This is a genomic window from Pseudomonas sp. CROZ-RG-20F-R04-15, from assembly GCF_022662375.1.
GTDB lineage: Bacteria > Pseudomonadota > Gammaproteobacteria > Pseudomonadales > Pseudomonadaceae > Aquipseudomonas.
The window spans coordinates 96,171-115,832 of sequence record NZ_JAKNQL010000007.1; the positions used below are offsets into that span (position 1 = coordinate 96,171).

General features: G+C 60.0%; 15 protein-coding genes and 1 pseudogene. 5 read left to right on the top strand and 11 right to left on the bottom strand.

Annotated elements, in window-relative coordinates; translation table 11 throughout:
- Positions 1 to 217: 217 nt before the first annotated feature.
- Positions 218 to 1,474: an MFS transporter gene (locus L8H52_RS12705; protein WP_242207327.1), complete on the bottom strand. Its 1,257-nt coding sequence runs from the start codon at positions 1,472 to 1,474 to the stop codon at positions 218 to 220.
- A 265-nt stretch (positions 1,475 to 1,739) separates the two neighbouring features.
- Here L8H52_RS12705 and L8H52_RS12710 point away from each other — a divergent pair, with 265 nt between their 5' ends.
- Positions 1,740 to 3,287, top strand: a complete 1,548-nt coding sequence (locus L8H52_RS12710) for a sensor domain-containing diguanylate cyclase (protein WP_242207328.1) — start codon at positions 1,740 to 1,742, stop codon at positions 3,285 to 3,287.
- On the opposite strand, the gene L8H52_RS12715 is transcribed toward L8H52_RS12710, so the two are convergent.
- Both L8H52_RS12715 and L8H52_RS12720 read right to left on the bottom strand, forming a co-directional pair.
- Complete coding sequence (locus L8H52_RS12715) at positions 3,249 to 5,711, bottom strand: PAS domain-containing protein (RefSeq protein ID WP_242207329.1); 2,463 nt, start codon at positions 5,709 to 5,711, stop codon at positions 3,249 to 3,251. The genes L8H52_RS12710 and L8H52_RS12715 overlap by 39 nt on opposite strands.
- Positions 5,712 to 5,839: 128 nt before the next feature.
- The gene (locus tag L8H52_RS12720) at positions 5,840 to 7,378 is read right to left on the bottom strand and encodes a cryptochrome/photolyase family protein (protein WP_242207330.1); all 1,539 of its coding nucleotides are present in this window, start codon (positions 7,376 to 7,378) and stop codon (positions 5,840 to 5,842) included.
- Between the two features lie 95 nt (positions 7,379 to 7,473).
- Here L8H52_RS12720 and L8H52_RS12725 point away from each other — a divergent pair.
- A pseudogene (locus L8H52_RS12725) lies at positions 7,474 to 7,599 on the top strand (metal ABC transporter ATP-binding protein); the annotation flags it as partial.
- Between the two features lie 68 nt (positions 7,600 to 7,667).
- Here the strand turns inward: L8H52_RS12725 and L8H52_RS12730 are convergent.
- Positions 7,668 to 8,792 carry an alkene reductase gene (locus L8H52_RS12730; protein ID WP_242207331.1) on the bottom strand — a complete coding sequence of 375 codons (1,125 nt, stop codon included), beginning with the start codon at positions 8,790 to 8,792 and terminating at the stop codon, positions 7,668 to 7,670.
- A 102-nt stretch (positions 8,793 to 8,894) separates the two neighbouring features.
- Positions 8,895 to 9,572 carry a type 1 glutamine amidotransferase domain-containing protein gene (locus tag L8H52_RS12735; RefSeq protein WP_242207332.1) on the bottom strand — a complete coding sequence of 226 codons (678 nt, stop codon included), beginning with the start codon at positions 9,570 to 9,572 and terminating at the stop codon, positions 8,895 to 8,897.
- A gap of 213 nt (positions 9,573 to 9,785) precedes the next feature.
- Between L8H52_RS12735 and L8H52_RS12740 the strand changes: the two genes are divergently transcribed.
- Positions 9,786 to 10,370 carry a TetR/AcrR family transcriptional regulator gene (locus L8H52_RS12740; RefSeq protein ID WP_242207333.1) on the top strand — a complete coding sequence of 195 codons (585 nt, stop codon included), beginning with the start codon at positions 9,786 to 9,788 and terminating at the stop codon, positions 10,368 to 10,370.
- Positions 10,371 to 10,535: 165 nt separating this feature from the next.
- Positions 10,536 to 12,662: a TonB-dependent siderophore receptor gene (locus tag L8H52_RS12745; RefSeq protein WP_242207334.1), complete on the top strand. Its 2,127-nt coding sequence runs from the start codon at positions 10,536 to 10,538 to the stop codon at positions 12,660 to 12,662.
- A 310-nt stretch (positions 12,663 to 12,972) separates the two neighbouring features.
- On the opposite strand, the gene L8H52_RS12750 is transcribed toward L8H52_RS12745, so the two are convergent.
- The 4 genes from L8H52_RS12750 to L8H52_RS12765 form a co-directional block, all read right to left on the bottom strand.
- Positions 12,973 to 13,929, bottom strand: a complete 957-nt coding sequence (locus L8H52_RS12750) for a 2-hydroxyacid dehydrogenase (protein ID WP_242207335.1) — start codon at positions 13,927 to 13,929, stop codon at positions 12,973 to 12,975.
- A 33-nt stretch (positions 13,930 to 13,962) separates the two neighbouring features.
- Positions 13,963 to 14,721 (bottom strand): SDR family oxidoreductase, encoded by a 759-nt coding sequence (locus L8H52_RS12755; protein ID WP_034155520.1) that lies wholly within the window; start codon positions 14,719 to 14,721, stop codon positions 13,963 to 13,965.
- Between the two features lie 41 nt (positions 14,722 to 14,762).
- Positions 14,763 to 15,455 carry a fumarylacetoacetate hydrolase family protein gene (locus L8H52_RS12760; protein WP_242207336.1) on the bottom strand — a complete coding sequence of 231 codons (693 nt, stop codon included), beginning with the start codon at positions 15,453 to 15,455 and terminating at the stop codon, positions 14,763 to 14,765.
- Positions 15,456 to 15,553: 98 nt separating this feature from the next.
- Positions 15,554 to 16,903 carry an MFS transporter gene (locus L8H52_RS12765; protein WP_347340733.1) on the bottom strand — a complete coding sequence of 450 codons (1,350 nt, stop codon included), beginning with the start codon at positions 16,901 to 16,903 and terminating at the stop codon, positions 15,554 to 15,556.
- Positions 16,904 to 17,465: 562 nt separating this feature from the next.
- On the opposite strand from L8H52_RS12765, the gene L8H52_RS12770 reads away from it, so the two are divergent.
- A complete protein-coding gene (locus tag L8H52_RS12770) occupies positions 17,466 to 18,398 on the top strand; it encodes an AraC family transcriptional regulator (protein WP_242207337.1) in 933 nt (310 codons plus the stop codon).
- 19 nt (positions 18,399 to 18,417) lie between these two features.
- Here L8H52_RS12770 and L8H52_RS12775 read toward each other — a convergent pair whose 3' ends face one another.
- Together L8H52_RS12775 and L8H52_RS12780 are read right to left on the bottom strand one after the other, a co-directional pair.
- Entirely contained in the window at positions 18,418 to 18,579 is a 162-nt protein-coding gene (locus L8H52_RS12775) for a hypothetical protein (RefSeq protein WP_242207338.1), read from the bottom strand.
- A gap of 32 nt (positions 18,580 to 18,611) precedes the next feature.
- A complete protein-coding gene (locus L8H52_RS12780) occupies positions 18,612 to 19,610 on the bottom strand; it encodes an NADP-dependent oxidoreductase (RefSeq protein ID WP_242207339.1) in 999 nt (332 codons plus the stop codon).
- Positions 19,611 to 19,662 lie beyond the last annotated feature (52 nt).

Consider the following 19,662-nt stretch of genomic DNA (forward strand, 5'->3'; position numbering starts at 1 on the left):
TGAAGAGCAGCCCGAAGGCCAAGCAAAAACCTTTCACTGGAATGTCCTTGCGATTGAGGGTTTATTCGTCTGATCCTGTGCACGAACATTCTCTCTATCGGCTCTTCAGCGTCGTAGTGCATTCCTCTGGATTGCTTGCCTGATCCACTGAATCTGGATTTTCAACGCCGCGCAGACACGAGATGGCGGCGATGAGAGGGCAGGGAAGGGATATGGATTACGCTGAGGATTCAGCGCTGGCCTCGATCACGCCGCTTTCAGCCTGACGACCGCTGCGCTGAGTCTCCGGAACCCCGACCCCGAGCAACACAACCGCCACCGCCGCAATACCGGCCAGGGTCAGAAACGCTGCACTGTAACCAGCCTCCTGCACAACGAACCCGGCGAGGCCGTTGCTCAGTGCCGCGCCCAGTCCGAAGGCCGTCGTCAGTGCGCCAAGGCTGATGTTGAAGTGACCAGTGCCTTGGGTGAGGTCTTTGACCATGATCGGAAACAAGGCGCCGAACAGACCCGCGCCGACGCCATCGAGCATCTGCACCGCGACCAGCCAATAGGCATCGTCCGACAGCGTATAGAGCACACCACGCAAGGGCAGGATCAGAAAACCGGCCAGCAGCAGCGGTTTGCGCCCCCACAGATCGGCTTTCGCTCCGACCAGCAATGCCGCCGGCACCATCACCAGTTGCGCGGCGACGATGCAGGCGGAGGTCAGCGGGGTCGCCATCTGCAAATTCGCTTGCGCAAGTTTTTGGCTCACCAACGGCAACATCGCCGCATTGGCCAGGTGGAACAGCGCACAGCAAATGGCGAACAGCAACAGTGACCGGTTACCAAGCAACACGGATAAACCGGAAGGCTGGCGATGCCCGGCGTCGGCGGGATCGAGTCCGCGTGCCAGATCATGGTCGATGGCTTGCGGCGACACGCAGGCTATGGCGATGACACTGGCCAGCGCCATGGCCGCCATCAGATAGAACACCGCCACCGGGCCGAACAGATAAGCGAACACACCGGCCAGCAGGGCGGCGCAGGCATTGCCAGCATGATTGAAGGTTTCGTTGCGCCCGGTTCGGCGGGTAAACGCCCGTGGCCCGGTCATGCCCAGGGTAATCGCGCAAATGGCCGGGGCGAATATCGAAGCGGCCATCGCACTCAGGGTTTGCGTCAACGCCACCCACGTGAAGGAAGTCACGAAGGGCAGCAGCAGGCAACTTCCGGTCACCAGCAGTGCCGCGATCGCGATCAATGCACGTTTACGCCGGCTGTTGTCGACCCAGGCGCCGGCGGGTGTCTGGGTGATCAGCGCGGCGACCCCGGCGATGGTCATGACCAGACCTATGCTGGCCGGCTCCCAGTGATGCACCGCCAACAGGTAAATGGCCAGATAGGGGCCGAGACCGTCGCGCACGTCGGCGAGGAAAAAATTCAGGCTGTCCAGAGACAGGTTGTTGCGGCGATCCAGATCAGCGGCCACGGCAGTGTCTTCAATGTTCGAGGTCTGCGGATGGATTCAACCTCAGCAAGCCTAATGACCTGTGGCCACGAATATAAGTTGCAGGCCGCTGCCATGTCGTTGCGAAACAGCGCCAAGGGCCTGAAAACGTCGTTCCGTCACATGGTTGCTGCGCGTTCGACGCGCTACTTGTATCCTTGCGCCGGTCGAGGAGATACGACCGCTGTTATTGCCTTGAATCAGTAACGGCCGGAACGGGAAACCGGACTTTCCATTAGGTACTTTCGTGAAGCGTGATACCCACCTCGTCACCCTCTTGCTGCTGGTCATCGGCTGCTCTCTGGCGTCGCTGACCATCTGGAAAGTGCTGTCTTCGCGCGATCGCGCGCTGGAGGAAGTCAACGTGCACGGGCTGAACCTGACCCAGGCACTCGAGACCTATTCCGAGGGTATCGTCCGGCAAAGTTCGCTGCTGCTGCTCGGGCTGGTCGAACGCCTGGAAACAGAAGGCAGTGGCCCCGCGCAGATTCAGCGCCTGAGTGCGCTGATCAACCGCCAGCAGCCGCTGATGCCACAGCTGAGCGGTATCACCATCTATGACCGCCATGGTCACTGGCTGATGTCGTCGAACCGGCCGATTCCGGCGGGTGCCAACAGCAGTGACCGGGCCTATTTCATTCATCATCGTGACGACCCGAGTCGCGAACCCTTTATCGGCCCACCGATCCGCAGCCGTTCCAATCAGGAATGGGTGATCACCGTCAGCCGCCGTTTCAATGATGATCACGGCGAGTTTGCCGGGGTCGTCGCCGTGACCCTGGGCGTGGAAAACTTTCTGCGCCTGTTCGGCAAACTCGACGTCGGTCAGGACGGGGCCATCGGCTTGTCCTATACCGACGGCACCTTGCTGGTTCGCTATCCTTTCCGCGAGCAGGATATGGGTCGCAACTTTTCCAAATCGCCGATCTACGCCAAATATCTGGTCGATCAATCGGTCGGCACCGCGTCTTATTCCTCCAGCCTGGATGGCGTCGAGCGCCTCTACGCCTTCCGCAAAAGTGAAAAATTGCCGCTGATCACCACGGTCGCCATCGGCAAGCGCGAAGCGCTCGCAGCCTGGCGAACCGAGGCGCTGTTGTCGGCGGTGGTGGTGGCGGGGTTGTTGGGGCTTACCGGTCTGATTGGCTGGTGCTTGATCCTCGATATCCGTCGCCGGACCCAGGTTGAAGGCGAACTGCGCATCGCTCAGCAGCAGTTGCTCGGTTCCAATCGGCAACTGGAACTGTTGGCCATGAAGGATGCGCTGACCGGGTTGGCAAATCGGCGCAGCTTTGACGAAACCCTGGCCATAGAGGCGCGGCGGGCAAAGCGCGACGGCTCGTCGCTGGCGTTACTGATGATCGATATCGACTATTTCAAGCGGTTCAATGACGCGCTCGGGCACGTTGCCGGCGACATCTGTCTGCAAGCCGTCGGTAGCGTGCTGGATGCGTGTGTGCGGCGGCCATCGGACGTGGTGGCGCGCTATGGCGGCGAAGAGTTCGCCGTGATCATGCCTGACACCCATATTGACGGGGCCGAAGTAGTTGCGCAGCTGATTATCGAGCGCTTGCAGCAAGCCAACATTGCCCACCCCACCAGTCCCGTGGGCCGCGTGAGCCTGAGCATCGGCATCGCTGTCGCGCGCGGTACGCATCTGCACCCGGTGCAGGGGCTGATCGAGTGCGCCGATCAGGCGCTGTATCAAGCGAAGACGGCGGGGCGCAACAGGTTCATGGCGGCCCCTGGGCAGCCCTCATTCGATGTCGATGGACAGCAAACCATTGACCCGTGACACCAGTGTGTCGACGGCAAACGGTTTGGTCAGCACCTGCATGCCCGGACCTAGCTGACCGTTACCGATCACCGAGTTTTCCGCGTAGCCGGTAATGAACAAGGTCTTCAGTTCTGGTCTGATTTGCCTGCCCGCATCGGCCATCTGCCGGCCGTTCATGCCGCCCGGCAAGCCGACGTCGGTAATGAGCAGATCGATGTGCGCGCGGGAGCGCAATACCTCCAGCCCTTCGACGCTGTCAGCGGCTTCGAGCAGATTGAAGCCGAGGTCGTTCAGCACGTCTTTGAGCAGCGTGCGAACGGTGGGTTCGTCGTCGACAATCAGAATGGTCTCGCCGGGCTTGGCCTGCAGGGTTGCCGAGCTTTGTGCGTCATCGTGATTGCGCGGCGTTTCACCGAGATAGCGCGGCAGGTAAACGCACATCGTGGTGCCTTGACCCACGGTCGATTGCACCCGCACCTGCCCGCCGGATTGCTTGGTAAAACCGTAGATCATCGACAGCCCAAGGCCCGTGCCCTGGCCCAGCGGTTTGGTGGTGAAAAACGGGTCGAAGGCCTTGGCCATTACTTCGGCGCTCATACCGGTACCGGTGTCGGCGACCGACAGGCACAGGTATTGCCCTTCGGGCATTTCACGTACACGCGCCGATTCCGCATCCAGCGTTCGATTGGCGGTCTCGACGGTGATGCTGCCGCCATCGGGCATCGCATCGCGGGCGTTGATGCACAGGTTGAGCAGGGCGTTTTCCAGCTGACTGGCATCGACCAGAGCCGGCCACAAATCGGCGGCTACGACCGTTTTCAAGTTAATGCTCGGGCCGACGGTGCGCTGGATCAGTTCGGTCATGCCGGCAATCAGCGCGTTGACCTCTGTTGGCCGTGGATCGAGGGTCTGCCGGCGGGAGAAGGCCAGCAGGCGATGGGTCAGGGCGGTGGCGCGTTTGGCCGCGTCCTGGGCGATCAACATGTATTTGTCGATGTCGTTCAGCCGGCCTTGGCCGATGCGTTTTTCCATCAGCTCAAGGGATGCGCAGATGCCCGCCAACAGGTTGTTGAAGTCATGGGCCAGACCGCCGGTGAGTTGCCCGACCGCTTCCATTTTCTGCGATTGCCGCAGTTTCTCTTCGGCCTGCATCAGTTCTGCGGTGCGCGCCGAGACCCGTTGTTCCAGTGTGTCATTGAGGGCTTTTAACGCGGCGGTGACCCGGTCGCGCTCGGCTTCGACATTGCGCCGGTCTTCGACATCGATGAGCACACCGGGAAAGCGTAAAGGCGTGCCGTCTTCAGCGCACTCGACGCGGCCGTTCGCTTCGATCCAGGTGTATTGGCCATCCGCGCCGCGCACTCGGTATTGGTGCGAATAGGGACCGCCGCGAGCGATGACTTCGTTGATTGCCGCCGTGAGTCCAGCCCTGTCATCCGGGTGAACGCTCATCACCACTTGCTCCAGGCTCAGACCGTCGAGACCCCAAGCGGGATCGAGGTCGAAAACCCGAGCGAAGGCTTCATCGACGCTGAAGCGATCGCTGGGCAGGTGCCAATGCCAGGTGCCGATAATGGCGCCGGCGGCCAGGGCGAGTTGTACCCGCTCGACGTTTTCCCGGGCGACGGCCTCGCTGATGCGCAAACGCTCTTGCGCATCGCGGCGCTCGGTGACATCGCTGAAGAAGATCGCAATCTGCCGATCGGCCGGGTCACCGACACGGACGGCGCGCACATCGAACCAGCGTTCGAAGGTGTTGGCATAGTTTTCGAAGTTGGCCGGCTCGCCGGTCTTGGCCACATGGCCGTAAGTCTCGAACCAGAATTTCTCCAGATTGGGCGCAAACTCGGTGACCCACTTGCCCCGCAGGTTGACCCCGGCCTGACGCTCGAACGCCGGGTTGGCTTCGACGAAGTAATAGTCGATGGGGTGATCGTCGGCGTCGAATTTGACTTTGACGATGGCGAACGCGGCTTCGATGGTTTCCAGAATGGTGCTGAAGCGTTCTTCGCTACGACGCAATGCGGTTTCGGCACTGCGCGAGCGGGTCAGGTCGAGCATCGCGCCGATCATGCGCTCGGCTTTGCCATCGGCACTGCGGATCAGATGTCCGCGATCAAGCACTTCGGCGTATGAACCATCGTGGCAGAGGAAGCGGTACTCAGCGCTCCAGATCGTGCCAGAACCGTCAATTGCCGAGCGAATCGAAGTTGTCACGCGCGCGCGATCCTGCGTGTGAATCTGCGCAAACCGCCAGTCACACGTCGGTTCTATGGCTGTGGACGCGTAGCCATAGGCCTGTTGCAGCGAGTCGTTCCAGACGACCTGGTTGGTTTTCAGATCCCAGTCCCAGACGGCGTCGCAGGTCGCCTTGACGGCCAGACGCAGGCGCGTGACCTCAGACTCAAGCTCCTCGCGAGTAAGCTGTTTCAGGATGTCCACCCTTTATGCGTTGATGGTTGGCTTGCGTTCAATTGGCGGGTTTCAAACACTCTGCTTCACAAGCTTTGTGAGCCATTGACCCGAGGCCTCATGCTTAAGTTGCACGCGGGCCAGGGATGCAGACGTTTTCATAACGATTCGCCGCGATCCAGTCTGTCGAGCAGCCCTTGCCCGCGTTGCCACAAAGCCTGCTGTTTTTCCAACGGCATGCGATCAAGGTTTTTGTACATCATGCCCATGCGCTGATTGCCGCGCAGAAGGTCACCGTGGCGCATCAGGAAATGCCAGTACAGGGCATTGAAAGGGCACGCATTGTCAGCGGTGGTTTCGCGCACCGAGTAGGCACAGTCGCGACAGTAGTCGGACATCCGGTTGATGTACTGACCGCTGGCGCAATAAGGTTTGGAACCGAGGTAACCGCCGTCGGCGTGCATGACCATGCCGAGGGTATTGGGTAGCTCGACCCAGTCGAAAGCGTCCATGTAAATCGCCAGATACCACTCACAGATCTGGCTCGGTGCGATGCCGGCGAGCAGGGCGAAATTGCCGGTCACCATCAGGCGCTGGATGTGATGGGCGTAGGCGTGTCTGAGGCTTTGACCGATGGCCTGGCGCATGCAGTTCATCTGTGTGTCGCCGGTCCAGTAGAACTCAGGCAAGCGCCGTGTGTTACCGAAGGCATTGCCCTCGGCGTACTCCGGCATCTGCAGCCAGTAAACGCCCCGCACATATTCGCGCCAGCCGATCAGTTGCCGGATGAAACCCTCGGCGGCATTCAGCGCGATGTTGCCTGACCAATAGGCAGACTCCACGTCACTGCAGAGTTGGCGCAGGTCGAGCAAACCAATGTTCAGCGCGGCGCTGATGCGGGCATGGAACAGAAACGGTTCGTCGCTGGCCATGGCGTCCTGATAATCGCCGAAGCCCGCCAGTCCGTAGTCGAGAAACCAGGCCCACAATGCCTGGGCATCGGCATGCGTCACCGGATAGTTGAAATCATCCAGGCTGCCGTAGTGACTGGCGAAGCGTTCCTTGACCAGTGCGAGGACTTCGAGGGTGATTGCGTCGTTGGTAAAACCAGCCGGGTAGGGCGGCTTGACGGTTTTCGGCAGGGCTTTGCGATTGTCGGCGTCAAAGTTCCAGGCGCCACCGACCGGGGTGCCGTCGCCGTTGAGCAGCAGGCGACTCTTGCGGCGCATCTCGCGATAGAAGAACTCCATGCGCAGCTGTTTTTTGCCAGCGGCCCACGCACGGAATTCGTCGCGGCTGCACAGGAAACGGTTGTCGGCATGCCAATGGATCGGCAAGCCACAATCTTTCAGCGATTGCTCCAGACGCCAGTCGCCGCATTCGGTCAGGTGCAATTCTTGCGCTTGCAGCAGTGCCTGCCAGCGCATTAATTCGCCGGGCACCGAGCCGCTGTTGTGCGGGTCGTCGAGGGTCACGTAATGCACGTGAAAGCCTTGTTCTTTCAGTGCCTGAGCGAAGTGACGCATGGCACTGAAAATCAGCGCGATCTTCTGCGGGTGATGGGCAACATGGCTGGCTTCTTCCATGACCTCGACCAGCAACACACGGTCGTGGTCGCGATCCAGACTGGCCAATGACGCCAGATCAAACGATAACTGGTCACCCAGAACGAGGCACAGCCGATGGGTTTTGTTCATTTCACGGATTCAGCGTAATGAGCAGCAGGCTGCCGAGTGGACGTTTGAGTGCTAAGTCCAGATAGTTGTACAGATTGTAGTTTGTGTATAGGTTTTTGTGCGGTGAATTGCGTGATATTCAGATCTCCCCTGTGGGAGCGAGCCTGCTCGCGAAGGCGTCGTCACATTCAACATGTTGGCTGACTGACACGCCGCTTTCGCGAGCAGGCTCGCTCCCACAAGGGCTTGCACTCCGACTAGGATGAACGTTCCCGCTGTTGCGGGAGCGCTTGACGCCGCGAGGAAAGGCTTAGCCGGGATAAACGGGGTAGTCGGTATAGCCTTCGGCATTGCCGCCATACACCGTCGCCGGGTTCAGTGCATTCATCGGCCAGTCATTGGCAATGCGCGCCGGCAGATCAGGGTTGGCCATGAATGGACGGCCGAAAGCGACGAAGTCTGCCAGCCCGGATTCGAGCAGTTGCGCCCCGGATTCTGCGGTGTAGCGCCCGGCATAAATGATCGCGCCGCTGAAGGTGTCGCGCACCGCCTGACGGAACGTTTGTGGCATCGCAGGCGCGTTGTCCCAATCGGCTTCGGCGATGGACAGATAAGCAATGCCGACGTCTTGCAGGATTTTGATCGCTTCGATGTAAGTGGCGTGCGGATCTTCCTCGACCATGCCCAGGTAAGTGCGCGCTTCATCGGTGGTGGTGAACAGCGGGGCGAAACGCACGCCGACTTTTTCCTTGCCGATGCACTCGGCGACGCCAGCCACCACTTCCTTCAAAAAGCGCAGGCGATTGTCCAGCGAACCGCCGTACTGATCGTCGCGCAGGTTGCTGTGAGCCGAGATGAACTGGTTGACCAGATAACCGTTGGCGCAGTGCAATTCGATACCATCAAAACCCGCGTCCATGGCGTTGCGCGCCGCCTGAATGTACAGCTGAACCAACTCCTGAACTTCATCGGTGCTCAGTGCGCGCGGTGCCGACGGGGTGACCAGTTCCCCGGCGCCGGGCGCGGTTTCGATAAACACGCTGACCCGCTCGGTGGCCACGGCGGAGGCGGAAACCGGGGCCGCGCCGTCAGGTTGCAACGCGGTGTGGGAGACACGGCCAACGTGCCACAACTGGGCGAAAATCACCCCGTCCACGGCATGTACGGCTTCGGTGACTTTGCGCCATCCGGCGATTTGCTCTGCGGTATGAATGCCCGGCGTCCACGCATAACCCTGGCCGCGAGGTTCGATCTGCGTGCCTTCGGTGACCAGCAGACCGGCGCCGGCACGTTGCTGGTAATACTCGGCCATCAGCTCATTGGCGATGTTGCCCGGTTGGGTGCTGCGCTGACGCGTCAGGGGCGGCAGGACGATACGGTTTTTGAGGGTGTGATGGCCAAGTCTGGCCGGGGTGAAGAACGAGCTGCTATTCATGGATTACCTTGTCTATGGGTTTATTAGACCAGTCGACTAGTTGGTGGGCGAAAAAATAACGCCGGGTGATACGCCCCCGGCGTTCGATGAGGTTGCAGGGTTTTAGCCGAGCATTTCCAAAAGCTTTTTAGCAACAGCGGCAGAGCTTGCAGGGTTCTGGCCAGTGACCAATTGTCCGTCGGCGACCACATGCACCTGCCAGTCAGCGACTTTCGAGTAATAACCACCGAGACGCTGGAACTCGTCCTCGATCAGGAACGGCACCACGTCCGTCAGGCCAACTGCCTCTTCTTCGGCATTGGTGAAACCGGTGACCTGGCGATGCTGGACCAGCGGTTTGCCGTCAGCGCTGAGGGCGTGACGCAATACACCCGGCGCATGGCAGACAAAACCGTGGGGTTTGTTGGCGCGGTCAAACGCTTCGATCAACGCGATCGACTGCTTGTCTTCGGCCAGATCCCACAGTGGGCCGTGGCCGCCCGGGTAGAACACCGCATCGAAATCATCAGCGCTGACGTCAGCCAGGCGTCCGGTGTTGGCCAGTGCCTGTTGCGCGGCGGAGTCTTTGCGGAAGCGATCAGTCTCGGCAGTCTGCGCGTCTGGCTCATCGCTTTTCGGGTCCAGCGGCGGCTGACCACCGGCGGGCGAAACCAGGGTGACGTCGGCGCCGGCGTCCTTGAAGGCGTAGTAGGGCGCGGCGAACTCTTCCAGCCAGAAGCCGGTTTTCTTGCCGGTGTTGCCGAGTTGATCGTGGGACGTCAAAACCATCAGGATTTTCATAGAGCACCTTGAGTCGATCAGGTGTCTTCGATTGAGCGAAGGATTCGCCCATCGGCCACACCGGTCAGAAAACGTTTGTCGGGGCGCAGCATAGATTCCAATTAGACCAGTCGTCTAGTAATTTTTTATCCTGCGGTTTTTCATCGACAGGTATGGCAAACTTCCGTTCCTCCGAAAATACGACTGGTCTATTGCCTGGTAATTTGCGCCCCCATGAAACCGACCTACGACGACACCCGCCAACATTTGCTCGACACCGGCCACCGGATGATGGCCGAGAAGGGCTTCACCAGTGTCGGCCTCAACGAGATCCTGCAAACCGCCGGTGTGCCCAAGGGTTCGTTCTATCACTACTTCAAATCCAAAGAGCTGTACGGCCAGGCGTTGCTTGCGGACTACTTCGTCGGCTACCTCGCCGACATGGAGCAGCGCCTGACGCTGCCGGGGCTGAGCGCCTACGAGCGGTTGATGGATTACTGGCAGGGCTGGCAAAACCGCTGCACCCTCGAAGGGCACGGCGATGAGTGTCTGGTGGTGAAACTCAGTGCCGAAGTCGCCGACCTGTCGGAGTCGATGCGCCTCACATTGCGCGATGGTGCCGAGCAAGTGGTAGCGCGTATCACCCAGTGCATCGAGCAGGGTCAGGCCGACAACAGCTTGCCCGAGGGCGATGCCCGGCATCTGGCGGAAACCCTGTATCAGCTGTGGCTGGGCGCCAGTTTGCTCAACAAGCTGCAGCGCACCGGGCAATCTTTGGAAACATCGATGGCGATGACGAAGCGGCTTTTGCGCGTTTGACCAGGATTTTTGCGCGACGCAATGGATGACATACGTATCGGCATTCGGCCGGACAAACATACGAATGGGAATAAGTTTCAATAACGGAACGCTTGGTATACCATCCGCGGCGCTTTGCTGGCGGTTTTGCCCTTCGTTCTGGCCTATTCGTAAGGTTGTGATTTCATGCGTCGAACTCTGCTTTCAATCTGTGTGCTGCAAGCGCTGTCCCCGTCCTCGTGGGCTGAACAGGCCGACTCAACAAACTCAGCGCTAGAGCTGGAGGCGACCGACGTGGTCGGCACGGCGGATTACGAACGGGCCGATGGCCCGGTGCAGGGCTATCGCGCGACGCGTTCTGCCAGTGCCACCCGTACCGACACCTCGATCCATGAAACCCCGCAATCGATCAGCGTAGTGACCAAGGATGCGGTCGAAGACCTCGGCGCCACGCGTCTGCAAGATGCACTGGACTATGCCGGCGGCGTAGGCCGGGCAAACAATTTCGGCGGGCAGGGCCTGACCACGTTCACCGTACGCGGCTTCACCACTGGCGAGTTCTACCGCAACGGCTTCCCGATCAATCGCGGCTACCCGAACATGCCCGACGCCAACACCATCGAGCGTCTGGAAGTGCTGCGCGGGCCGGCAACCATGCTCTACGGCCGTGGCGATCCGGGCGGCACCTTCAATGTCGTGTCCAAGCAGCCGTTGGCCGAGCGCACGGTGACTGTCGGCAGTCAGTTGAATGATCAAGGCATGAAGCGCGGCACCCTCGACGCCTCCGGCCCACTGGACGAGGAGGGGCGTCTGGCCTATCGACTCAACGTGGTGGGCGAGGGCGGCGATACCTTTCGTGATCACGTCGAAACCGAACGCTACGGCGTGACCCCGGTGCTGACCTGGCAGGCCAGCGATGCCACCCGAGTGATCTTCGAGGGTGATTTCATGCGCAACAATCATCCGCTGGATCGCGGCGTGACGCGTTACCCCAAGCAGATCGGCACCGCCTCGCGGGATACGTTTTTCGGCGAAAAAGACGCCGGCAAATTGCACAACGACAACAACATGGCGCAGCTTCGTTTCGAACATCTGCTCAATGATGACTGGACGCTGGGCGGTGGCTTCCAGTGGCTCGACGGTTCGCTTGAGGGCAATGCGATCGAAGCCAACGGCATTGCCGATGACGGTCGAACCCTGGGACGCAATTTCAACTACCGCAAACTGGAGTGGACCGACAAGGACACCCAGCTCAATCTGACCGGTCACTTCAGCACGGGTGGCCTTCAGCACACCTTGCTGACCGGCATCGAATATGAAGATTACGACTACAAGTCGATCATTCAACGCTCCAGCGGCGCGGTCGGCGCCTACCCGATCGACATCTTCGATCCGGTCTACGGTCAACCGCGTCCGGCATTGACCCGCACGCCGACCCACGACAAGGAAAACCTCAAGACCTATGCCGCATTCGTGCAGGATCAGGTGGCGTTGACCGAACGCTTGAAAGTGTTGGCCGGGGCGCGTTTCGAGCGATTCGAACACGACTATGAAACCTACGTGCCGGGTGGCAAAAACTGGCAGGCCAGTGACAACGCGGTGACCCCGCGCCTCGGCGTGACCTACGACCTGACCGACACGCTGGCGGTCTATGCCGACACCGCGCGCTCGTTCAAACCCAACACCGGCGCGAGCCGCACGGGCGGAGGCTTCGCCCCAGAGAAAGGCAAGTCCTACGAAATGGGCGTGAAGTGGGAAGCGCTGGATCAGCAGTTGAGCGTCGACGCGGCTATTTATCAGATCGAAAAACGCAACGTGCTGACCACCGACCCGGTGGACTCGACCTTCAGTGTGGCGGCCGGGGAAGTGCGCAGCCGTGGTTTCGACCTGAACGTCGCCGGCAACCTCACGCCAGAATGGCGCGTCATCGGCGGCTACGCCTATGTGGATGCCGAAGTGACCAAAGACAACGTGATCCGCTCGGGCACGCGGCTGATGAACATTCCGCAAAACAGCTTCAGCCTGCTCAACGTCTATGAGTTTCAGGACGGCGCGCTTAAAGGCTTGGGTCTGGGTACCGGGCTCAAATATGTCGACGAGCGCGCCGGGCAAACCGCCAATACTGCCTTCTCGATGGACAGCTACACGGTTGTCGATTTGCTCGGCTTCTATAAGGTCAACGAGAAAGTGCGGCTCAATCTTGACGTGAAGAATCTGTTTGACCGGGATTATGAAGAGGGCGCGTTCGGTAATGTCTACGCCTATCCGGGTGCGCCGAGAACGGTGCAGGTCGGGATTTCCTACACCTTGTAAGCCGTTGCAACGGCGGCCCCTCACCCCAGCCCTCTCCCGGGGGAGAGGGAGCCGACCGAGGTGTCTTGCGTTATGCATCGACCTGACAGATCGCGTCGATTATGGATTCATCGGTAATGCCTGACGGCATTGGATTCACAGGCGCTATTGCACGTTGGCGTGCATCCACTACGGATTCATCGCTGATGTCTGGCGGTAGTGGATTCACAGACGCTATTGCACGTCGGCATTTATCGCCAATATCCCCCAATCGGTTCCCTCTCCTGGGGGAGAGGGCTAGGGTGAGGGCAGCTGTTTCGGCACGCGCCACTTAGCCAGTGACGCAACCCTCCGGCGTCTTCCCGGCAAAGCTGTCGAGCAAACTCGCCACCACCATCTCACCCATCCGCGTGCGCGTCTGCAAGGTCGCGCTGGCGCGGTGCGGTTGCAGCACCACCTGTTCGTTGCCGAACAAGGCTTCTGGCACATTCGGCTCATCGACAAACACATCCAGCCCGGCACCGGCGATCTCACCGGCATTCAGCGCCGCCAGCAAATCAGCCTCGTTGACCAGTTTGCCCCGTGCCACGTTGATCAGATACCCATCCTTGCCCAACGCCTTTAGTACTTCGGCATCGATGATGGCCTCGGCCTTGTCGGCAGCGGCGGCGAGAATCAGCGCATCGCTGTCGCGAGCCAGTTGTTTGAGGTCGGCGACGAAGGTGTGGCTGATGTCGCTCATCGGTTGCAGGTCGGTGTAACTGATCGGGCAGCCGAAGGCCGCCGCACGACTGGCCACCGCGCGGCCAACCCGGCCCATGCCGACGATGCCGATACGCATGCCGGACACCTGACGCGCGAGCGGCAGTGGCGCCAGCGGCGTCGGACTTTGCGGCCATTGGCCCGAACGTACGTAACGATCACTGGTGCACAGTCCGCGGCACACGGAAATCAGCAAGCCGATGGCGAGGTCAGCGACGTCTTCGGTCAACGCGCCAATGGTCGCGGTCACGCGGATGCTGCGATCACGGGCGTAGGCCAGGTCAACCGCATCGGTGCCGACGCCGTTGACCGCGACCACCTCAAGATTCGGCAGTTGCGCCATCAGCGCCTGGGTAATACCCGTATGCCCGCCGGTGATCACGCCACGAATATTGGCGCCGTGCTCTTGCACATAGGCGGCTTTGTCCGCCTGCTGGAAATAGCGTCGGACCGTAAACAATTCGTCGAGACGCGCATTGATTTCAGGAATCAGAATCGGGCTCAACTGCAGGATTTCTGGCTTCATGTAAACCTCACTTACCGAATAAAAAAGGCCGGTTCAACCGCGACCGGCAAACGGCATGGCTGTGGCCATGACGGTCATGTTCAGAACGTTGGCCGACAGCGGCAGGCCGGCGATGTAGCGCACGGCATCAGCGACATGCTTGACGTCGACCATCGGCTCGACGGCGATGCTGCCGTTGGCCTGGCGCACGCCCTTGGTCATGCGCACCGACATTTCGGTGAGGGCGTTGCCGATGTCGATCTGGCTGCAAGCGATGTTGAATTCACGACCGTCCAGCGCCAGCGATTTGGTCAGTCCCAGCACTGCATGTTTGCTGGCGGTGTAGGCGCTGCTGAATGGCCGCGGCGTGTGCGCCGAAATCGAACCGTTATTGATGATGCGCCCGCCCTGCGGCTGTTGACGGCGCATCAGGCCGAAGGCGCCACGGGCACACAGGAAAACCCCGTTGAGGTTGGTGTCGATCACGTTGCGCCACTGTTCGAACGTCAGTTCGTCCAAGGGCACAGCGGGGGCGTTGACCCCGGCATTGTTGAAGACCACATCCAGTCGTCCGTAGACCTCGGCAATGGTTGCGAACAGCGCATCGACACTGGCCGGGTCGCGCACATCGGTGGGCACCGCCAGGGCTTCGTGCCCCTCGCTTGCCGCCAGTTCGACCAGCGCCTGTAACGGTTCCGGCCGGCGACCGGCAAGCACCAGGGTGTAGCCGTCGGCCAACAGGCCAAGCGCAACGGAGCGACCGATTCCGCTGCCAGCGCCAGTGACCAGCGCGACTTTCAAAGGTTGAGTGATGGACATTTTGTTGTTCTCCTGTCTTCAAATCACTGCGGCGTTCAGGCCCGCGGGCCGACGCGCATTTCCAGTTGGCCGATGCCGTCGATTCCGGCGTTGATCACATCGCCCGGTTGCAGGCCGTCGACGCCGGCCGGGCTGCCCGTCATGATCAGGTCGCCGGCCCTGAGCGCCACTGACCGGGAGATCCGGCTGATCACTTCAGCGACCGACCAGATCTGGCTGTCGAGGCTGTCGCGCTGACGCTCCTCGCCGTTGACGTTCAACCACAATTCGCCTTCGGGATGGCCGGCGCGGGTCACCGGGACGATGGCGGTCATCGGCGCGGCTCCGTCAAATACCTTGGCGCCTTCCCACGGCAAACCATTGCTCTTGGCTGCGCGCTGAACGTCGCGGCGGGTCAGGTCGAGGCCGGCGGCATACCCCCAGACATAAGCCAGCGCCTCGCTTTCGGGGATATTCGCGCCACCTTCACCGATGGCTACCACCAGTTCGATTTCGTGGGCGAAATCATCGGTCAGCGCCGGGAACGCCACCTCACCGACCGCGTCGACGACATTGCTCGCCGGTTTCATGAAAAACACCGGCGGCTGGCGCGACTGGCCGACGGCGTCTGGCCACGGGTAGTTGCGGCCGACACAAAACACCCGTCCGACGGGAAAGCGCTGCTCACTGCCGACAACCGGCAAAGTCACGGGCAGATCCGGTGTGAAGACGTATTCAGTCATGTTCATCCTGTTGTGGGTCCTGTGTGTCGCATCAGCGTACGGCGGCATTCGTTGGCGAAGTTGGACGAAAGCCGCCTCCAGTTGGAGAAAACGGTGGTGTTGACTCAGCGCACTTTCAATTCGATGCGGTACAAACGCCCGAGCAACAACGAGTAGGAGAGGGTGCCGATCAGGGCGACGCCGCCAATGAACCAGAAGGCCCAGGCGAAGGAACCGGTGGCATGCACAATCGCGCCAATCACGATCGGCGTGACGATGCCGCCGATGTTTGCAGCGAGGCTGGTGATCCCGCCGGTCAAGCCGATCAGTTCCTTGGGCGCCACTTCTGATACCGCCGCCCACGAAGACGACGCGATGCCTTGCGCAAAGAACGCAATGGTCAGCACCGCGATGCAGATCGTGTTCGAGTCGGTGAAATTCACCAGCACGATGGACATGCCCAGCATCGAGCCGATCACCAGTGGCAACTTGCGAGCGAAGGACATCGAATAGCCACGGCGGATCAACAAGTCAGAGACGATGCCGGCGAGGAGGATGCCGACCGTTGCACCGACGAAGGGCAACACGGCGAAGATCCCGGCCTTGATCATGGTCAGCTTGCGTTCTTCGATCAGGTAGGTGGGGAACCACGTGAGGAAGAAGTACAGCGCCGACGTGCTGGCGAATTTGCCGATGCAAATCGCCCAGATCTGGCGGTAGCTGAACAGTTCAGCGATTTGCCGCCAGTTGAAGCGAGTGCGCTCCTGGCTGCTTTTGACCAGACCGCCGCCGGCTTCGATGTACTTCAGTTCTTCTTTGCTGACTTTCTTGCAGTTCAGCGGGTCGCGATACAGGTACAGCCACAACACTCCGAACACGATGCCGAGTACGCCGGTGCTGTAGAACACGTGACGCCAGTCGAAGGTGGTCGCCAGCCAGAGCAGGGCACCGGTAAACAGCGCCGTCCCCAGATATTGCCCGCAGACGTAGATGCTGCTGGCCAGACCGCGCTCCCGCGCCGGGAACCACACCGTCACCGCACGGCTGTTGGCCGGAAACGCCGGTGCTTCCATCGCACCGACCGCCAGACGCAAACCGAACAAGGACGCGAAGCCCGTGGCAAAGCCCTGGCACACGGTCACCGTCGACCAACTGATCAGGGAAACGCCGTAAGTGAAGCGCGAACCGAAGCGATCGGCGATGAACCCGGCCGGCACCAGGGCCAAGGCGTAAGTCCAGGCAAATGCCGAGAAAATCAGGCCCATCTCGATCTTGTCCAAGCCAAGATCCTTGGCCATGAACGGCGCGGCAATCGAGATATTGACCCGGTCGATGTAGTTGATGATCGTCGCAATCAGCAACAGCGAGAGCATGAACCAGCGCCGCCGCGAGGGCAGACGCTGCGGCACGACGGCGTCCCGGGCGCGGTCTATCACCGGCGGCACGGTGGCTTGGGAAGCATGTGAATTCGACATGGAGAGACCTCGTTATTGTTAGAAGAATCGAGATGTTTTCGCGCAGCCGAAGGCGTTGCCCGCATCGGGCGGGGCATGGCAATCGAGACTGAAATGTGCGGCTGCGTCAGACGTCAGGTACGTCTTCCGGGCGGCGTGATCGGGGAGCAATCGGGCGGGTCAGCGGGGGGCAATAGCAGGATCATGACGTGCACACCTTTGATTGTTTTTGGAAGAGGTTGGGCTGCGTTGGTTATCACAGTGGTCGTACAACATCTTCTAATCAACTGCGGTGTTAGATCATTTTTTCCATATGAAAATGGCTTTGATAAACCTGTCCAAGAAAATCAACCGCAAGATTGTTTATTTTATAGGTGAGGAATGTTTTTCAACATTATGAAAACAAACATAAAAAAGTTTTTATTCTTTCATGGGTTTTTTGGACAGGCTAATCGCCACCCTGCGGCGAAATAAATTCGCATCGGCAAAGTCATCGTATGACTTCTTGATGCGCTGCCCGCATGCCTGCAAGATGACGGTCGCCCGTTTACGCCCCAATGTAGCTGTCGAGGATCTTCCGCAGATGTCGTCACCGCACCGCATTCCCACCTATGTCATGCAGCAACGCAGCGAATTGACGGACTTCTACATCCGCGACAAAAAGGGTCGCCGGGCCGAGACCAGTCCGCATCGGCACGAGTATTTCCAGATTCAGATCAACCTTGGTGGCGACACCGTGCAGCACATTGGTAACGTCGAGCGACCGTTCCCGCGCAACACCCTGGCATTCATCCTGCCGCACCGGGTGCATGTGATTCCGCATCCGGCTGACAGCAACTTCATAGTGATCAATTTTTCCCAGACCTTTCTGCTGCCGCATTTGCAATGCGACCCGATGGATCTCGAAGAAGTGTCGATCCTGCTGGCGCCGGAGTTGTCGCCGTTCCGTTTTCAGGAGCACCTGGATTTCATTCTGGGCGATGAGGATTTCGCCAAGGTCTGCGCCCTGATCGAACAGATGCGCGCGCTGGACGAAAACCGCCAGTTCGGTACGCGAGAGATGCTCAAGGGCTTGCTGTTGCAACTGATCGGCAGCGTTTGCTTTCTATACGCCGAGCCGCTCAAACGCCTGGCCGAAGAGAACGCGGCCGAGGCCAGCCGGCGGGATGCAATGAGCCGGATGTTCGAGTACTTGCGCAAAAACATCGCTGATCCCGATCTCAATCTGATCAAAGTGGCGGCAGCGACTTACCTGTCACCGACGTATCTCACGCACTGGTTGCGCAAGGAAATCGGCAAGACCTTCACCGAACTGGTACTCGAACGCAGGATGCACGCGGCACGCAATTTTCTGCTCAACAGCACGCGCTCGGTGGGCGAGGTCGCACGGTTGTGCGGCTTCGCGGACGAGGCGTATTTCTCTCGTCGCTTTCGGCAGATTCACGGCCAGCCGCCGGGGCAATTTCGTCGCCGCCAGCTCAATCCCGATACGCCGCAAACACCGTTGGACACCTGAGTCATGAGACCGGGGGCGTCTAAGGTTCGAGCATCAACGGTCGCCAGACAACAGGCGCCGAGCTGAGCATCGTGCCTTGCAGTGCAGGCTTGGACGACGCCTGCTCAGTTTCCTTTTGGCTCTGCAAGTCGTGTTGTTCATCGGCAGCAGGCTCTTCGGTGGTGCAGGTTGCGTTTTCCATATGTCTTTCGCCAGATGAGGACCGACCTGCCGCTATTTGACCCGAACGATTACTTTGCCTTTTGCGCGACCCTGCTCAACGTACTTCAGGGCTTCACTCGTCGACTCGAAGGCAAAGGTGCGGTCCAGCACCGGTTTGATCTCGCCAGCCTCGATCAGGGTGGTGATGTCGTTCAGTTGTGCACCGTCAGGCCGCATGAACAGAAAGCTGTAACGGACATCATGCTTGCGCGCCTTGCGCCGAATACTCAGGCTCAACAAACGCATGACTTGCCGCAGTGGCCAGGCTAATCCTTGCGTCTTGGCGAACTCGGCAGTTGGCGGGCCTGATATGGAAATCAGCTGGCCACCCGGTTTGAGTACCTTCAGCGAGTTTTCCAGCACGTCGGTGCCGAGGCTGTTGAGCACCACGTCGTAGTCGCGCAGTTCCTGCTCGAAGTGCTGCTGTTTGTAATCAATCACCACGTCAGCACCGAGCGCCTTCACCCACTCGACATTCGCGGTGCTGGTGGTGGTCGCGACAACAGCGCCGAGGTACTTGGCCAGTTGAATGGCGATTGTGCCGACGCCGCCGGAACCGGCGTGAATCAAGACCTTCTGGCCCTTTTGCAAGCGGGCGATGTCGACCAGCGCTTGCCAGGCTGTCAGGGCAACCAAGGGAATGCCGGCGGCTTGCTCCATACTGAGGTTGGCGGGTTTCAATGCCACGGCGTTTTGCTCGACGGCGATTCGCTCGGCGAATGTGCCGATTCGTTGTTCGGGCACGCGCGCATACACCGCGTCGCCGGGCTTGAAACCCTTGACCGCTGCGCCAACCTCAATCACCACGCCGGCACAATCGTTGCCCAGCACCAAGGGGAATGAGTACGGCAGAATCAGTTTGAATTCGCCGCTGCGAACCTTTGAATCGAGTACGTTGACGCTGGCAGCATGTACTTCAATCAGCACGTCATGGGCGCCGGCTACAGGCTCGGAGACATCGCCAATACCCCCGTTCTGCTTGCCGTAGCGATCGATAAAATAAGCTTTCATGTTGGGGACGGCTCTCACGGTTCTGGGGGAGGGCAGGGTTGCCTGAGCAGAC

Bases quoted from the DNA above. Each gene is read 5' to 3' on its own strand.
- L8H52_RS12720 (WP_242207330.1), bottom strand. From the start codon at position 7,378: ATGAACAAAACCCATCGGCTGTGCCTCGTTCTGGGTGACCAGTTATCG.
- L8H52_RS12730 (WP_242207331.1), bottom strand. From the start codon at position 8,792: ATGAATAGCAGCTCGTTCTTCACCCCGGCCAGACTTGGCCATCACACC.
- L8H52_RS12735 (WP_242207332.1), bottom strand. From the start codon at position 9,572: ATGAAAATCCTGATGGTTTTGACGTCCCACGATCAACTCGGCAACACC.
- L8H52_RS12740 (WP_242207333.1), top strand. From the start codon at position 9,786: ATGAAACCGACCTACGACGACACCCGCCAACATTTGCTCGACACCGGC.
- L8H52_RS12745 (WP_242207334.1), top strand. From the start codon at position 10,536: ATGCGTCGAACTCTGCTTTCAATCTGTGTGCTGCAAGCGCTGTCCCCG.
- L8H52_RS12750 (WP_242207335.1), bottom strand. From the start codon at position 13,929: ATGAAGCCAGAAATCCTGCAGTTGAGCCCGATTCTGATTCCTGAAATC.
- L8H52_RS12760 (WP_242207336.1), bottom strand. From the start codon at position 15,455: ATGAACATGACTGAATACGTCTTCACACCGGATCTGCCCGTGACTTTG.
- L8H52_RS12765 (WP_347340733.1), bottom strand. From the start codon at position 16,903: ATGTCGAATTCACATGCTTCCCAAGCCACCGTGCCGCCGGTGATAGAC.
- L8H52_RS12770 (WP_242207337.1), top strand. From the start codon at position 17,466: ATGTCGTCACCGCACCGCATTCCCACCTATGTCATGCAGCAACGCAGC.
- L8H52_RS12775 (WP_242207338.1), bottom strand. From the start codon at position 18,579: ATGGAAAACGCAACCTGCACCACCGAAGAGCCTGCTGCCGATGAACAA.
- L8H52_RS12780 (WP_242207339.1), bottom strand. From the start codon at position 19,610: ATGAAAGCTTATTTTATCGATCGCTACGGCAAGCAGAACGGGGGTATT.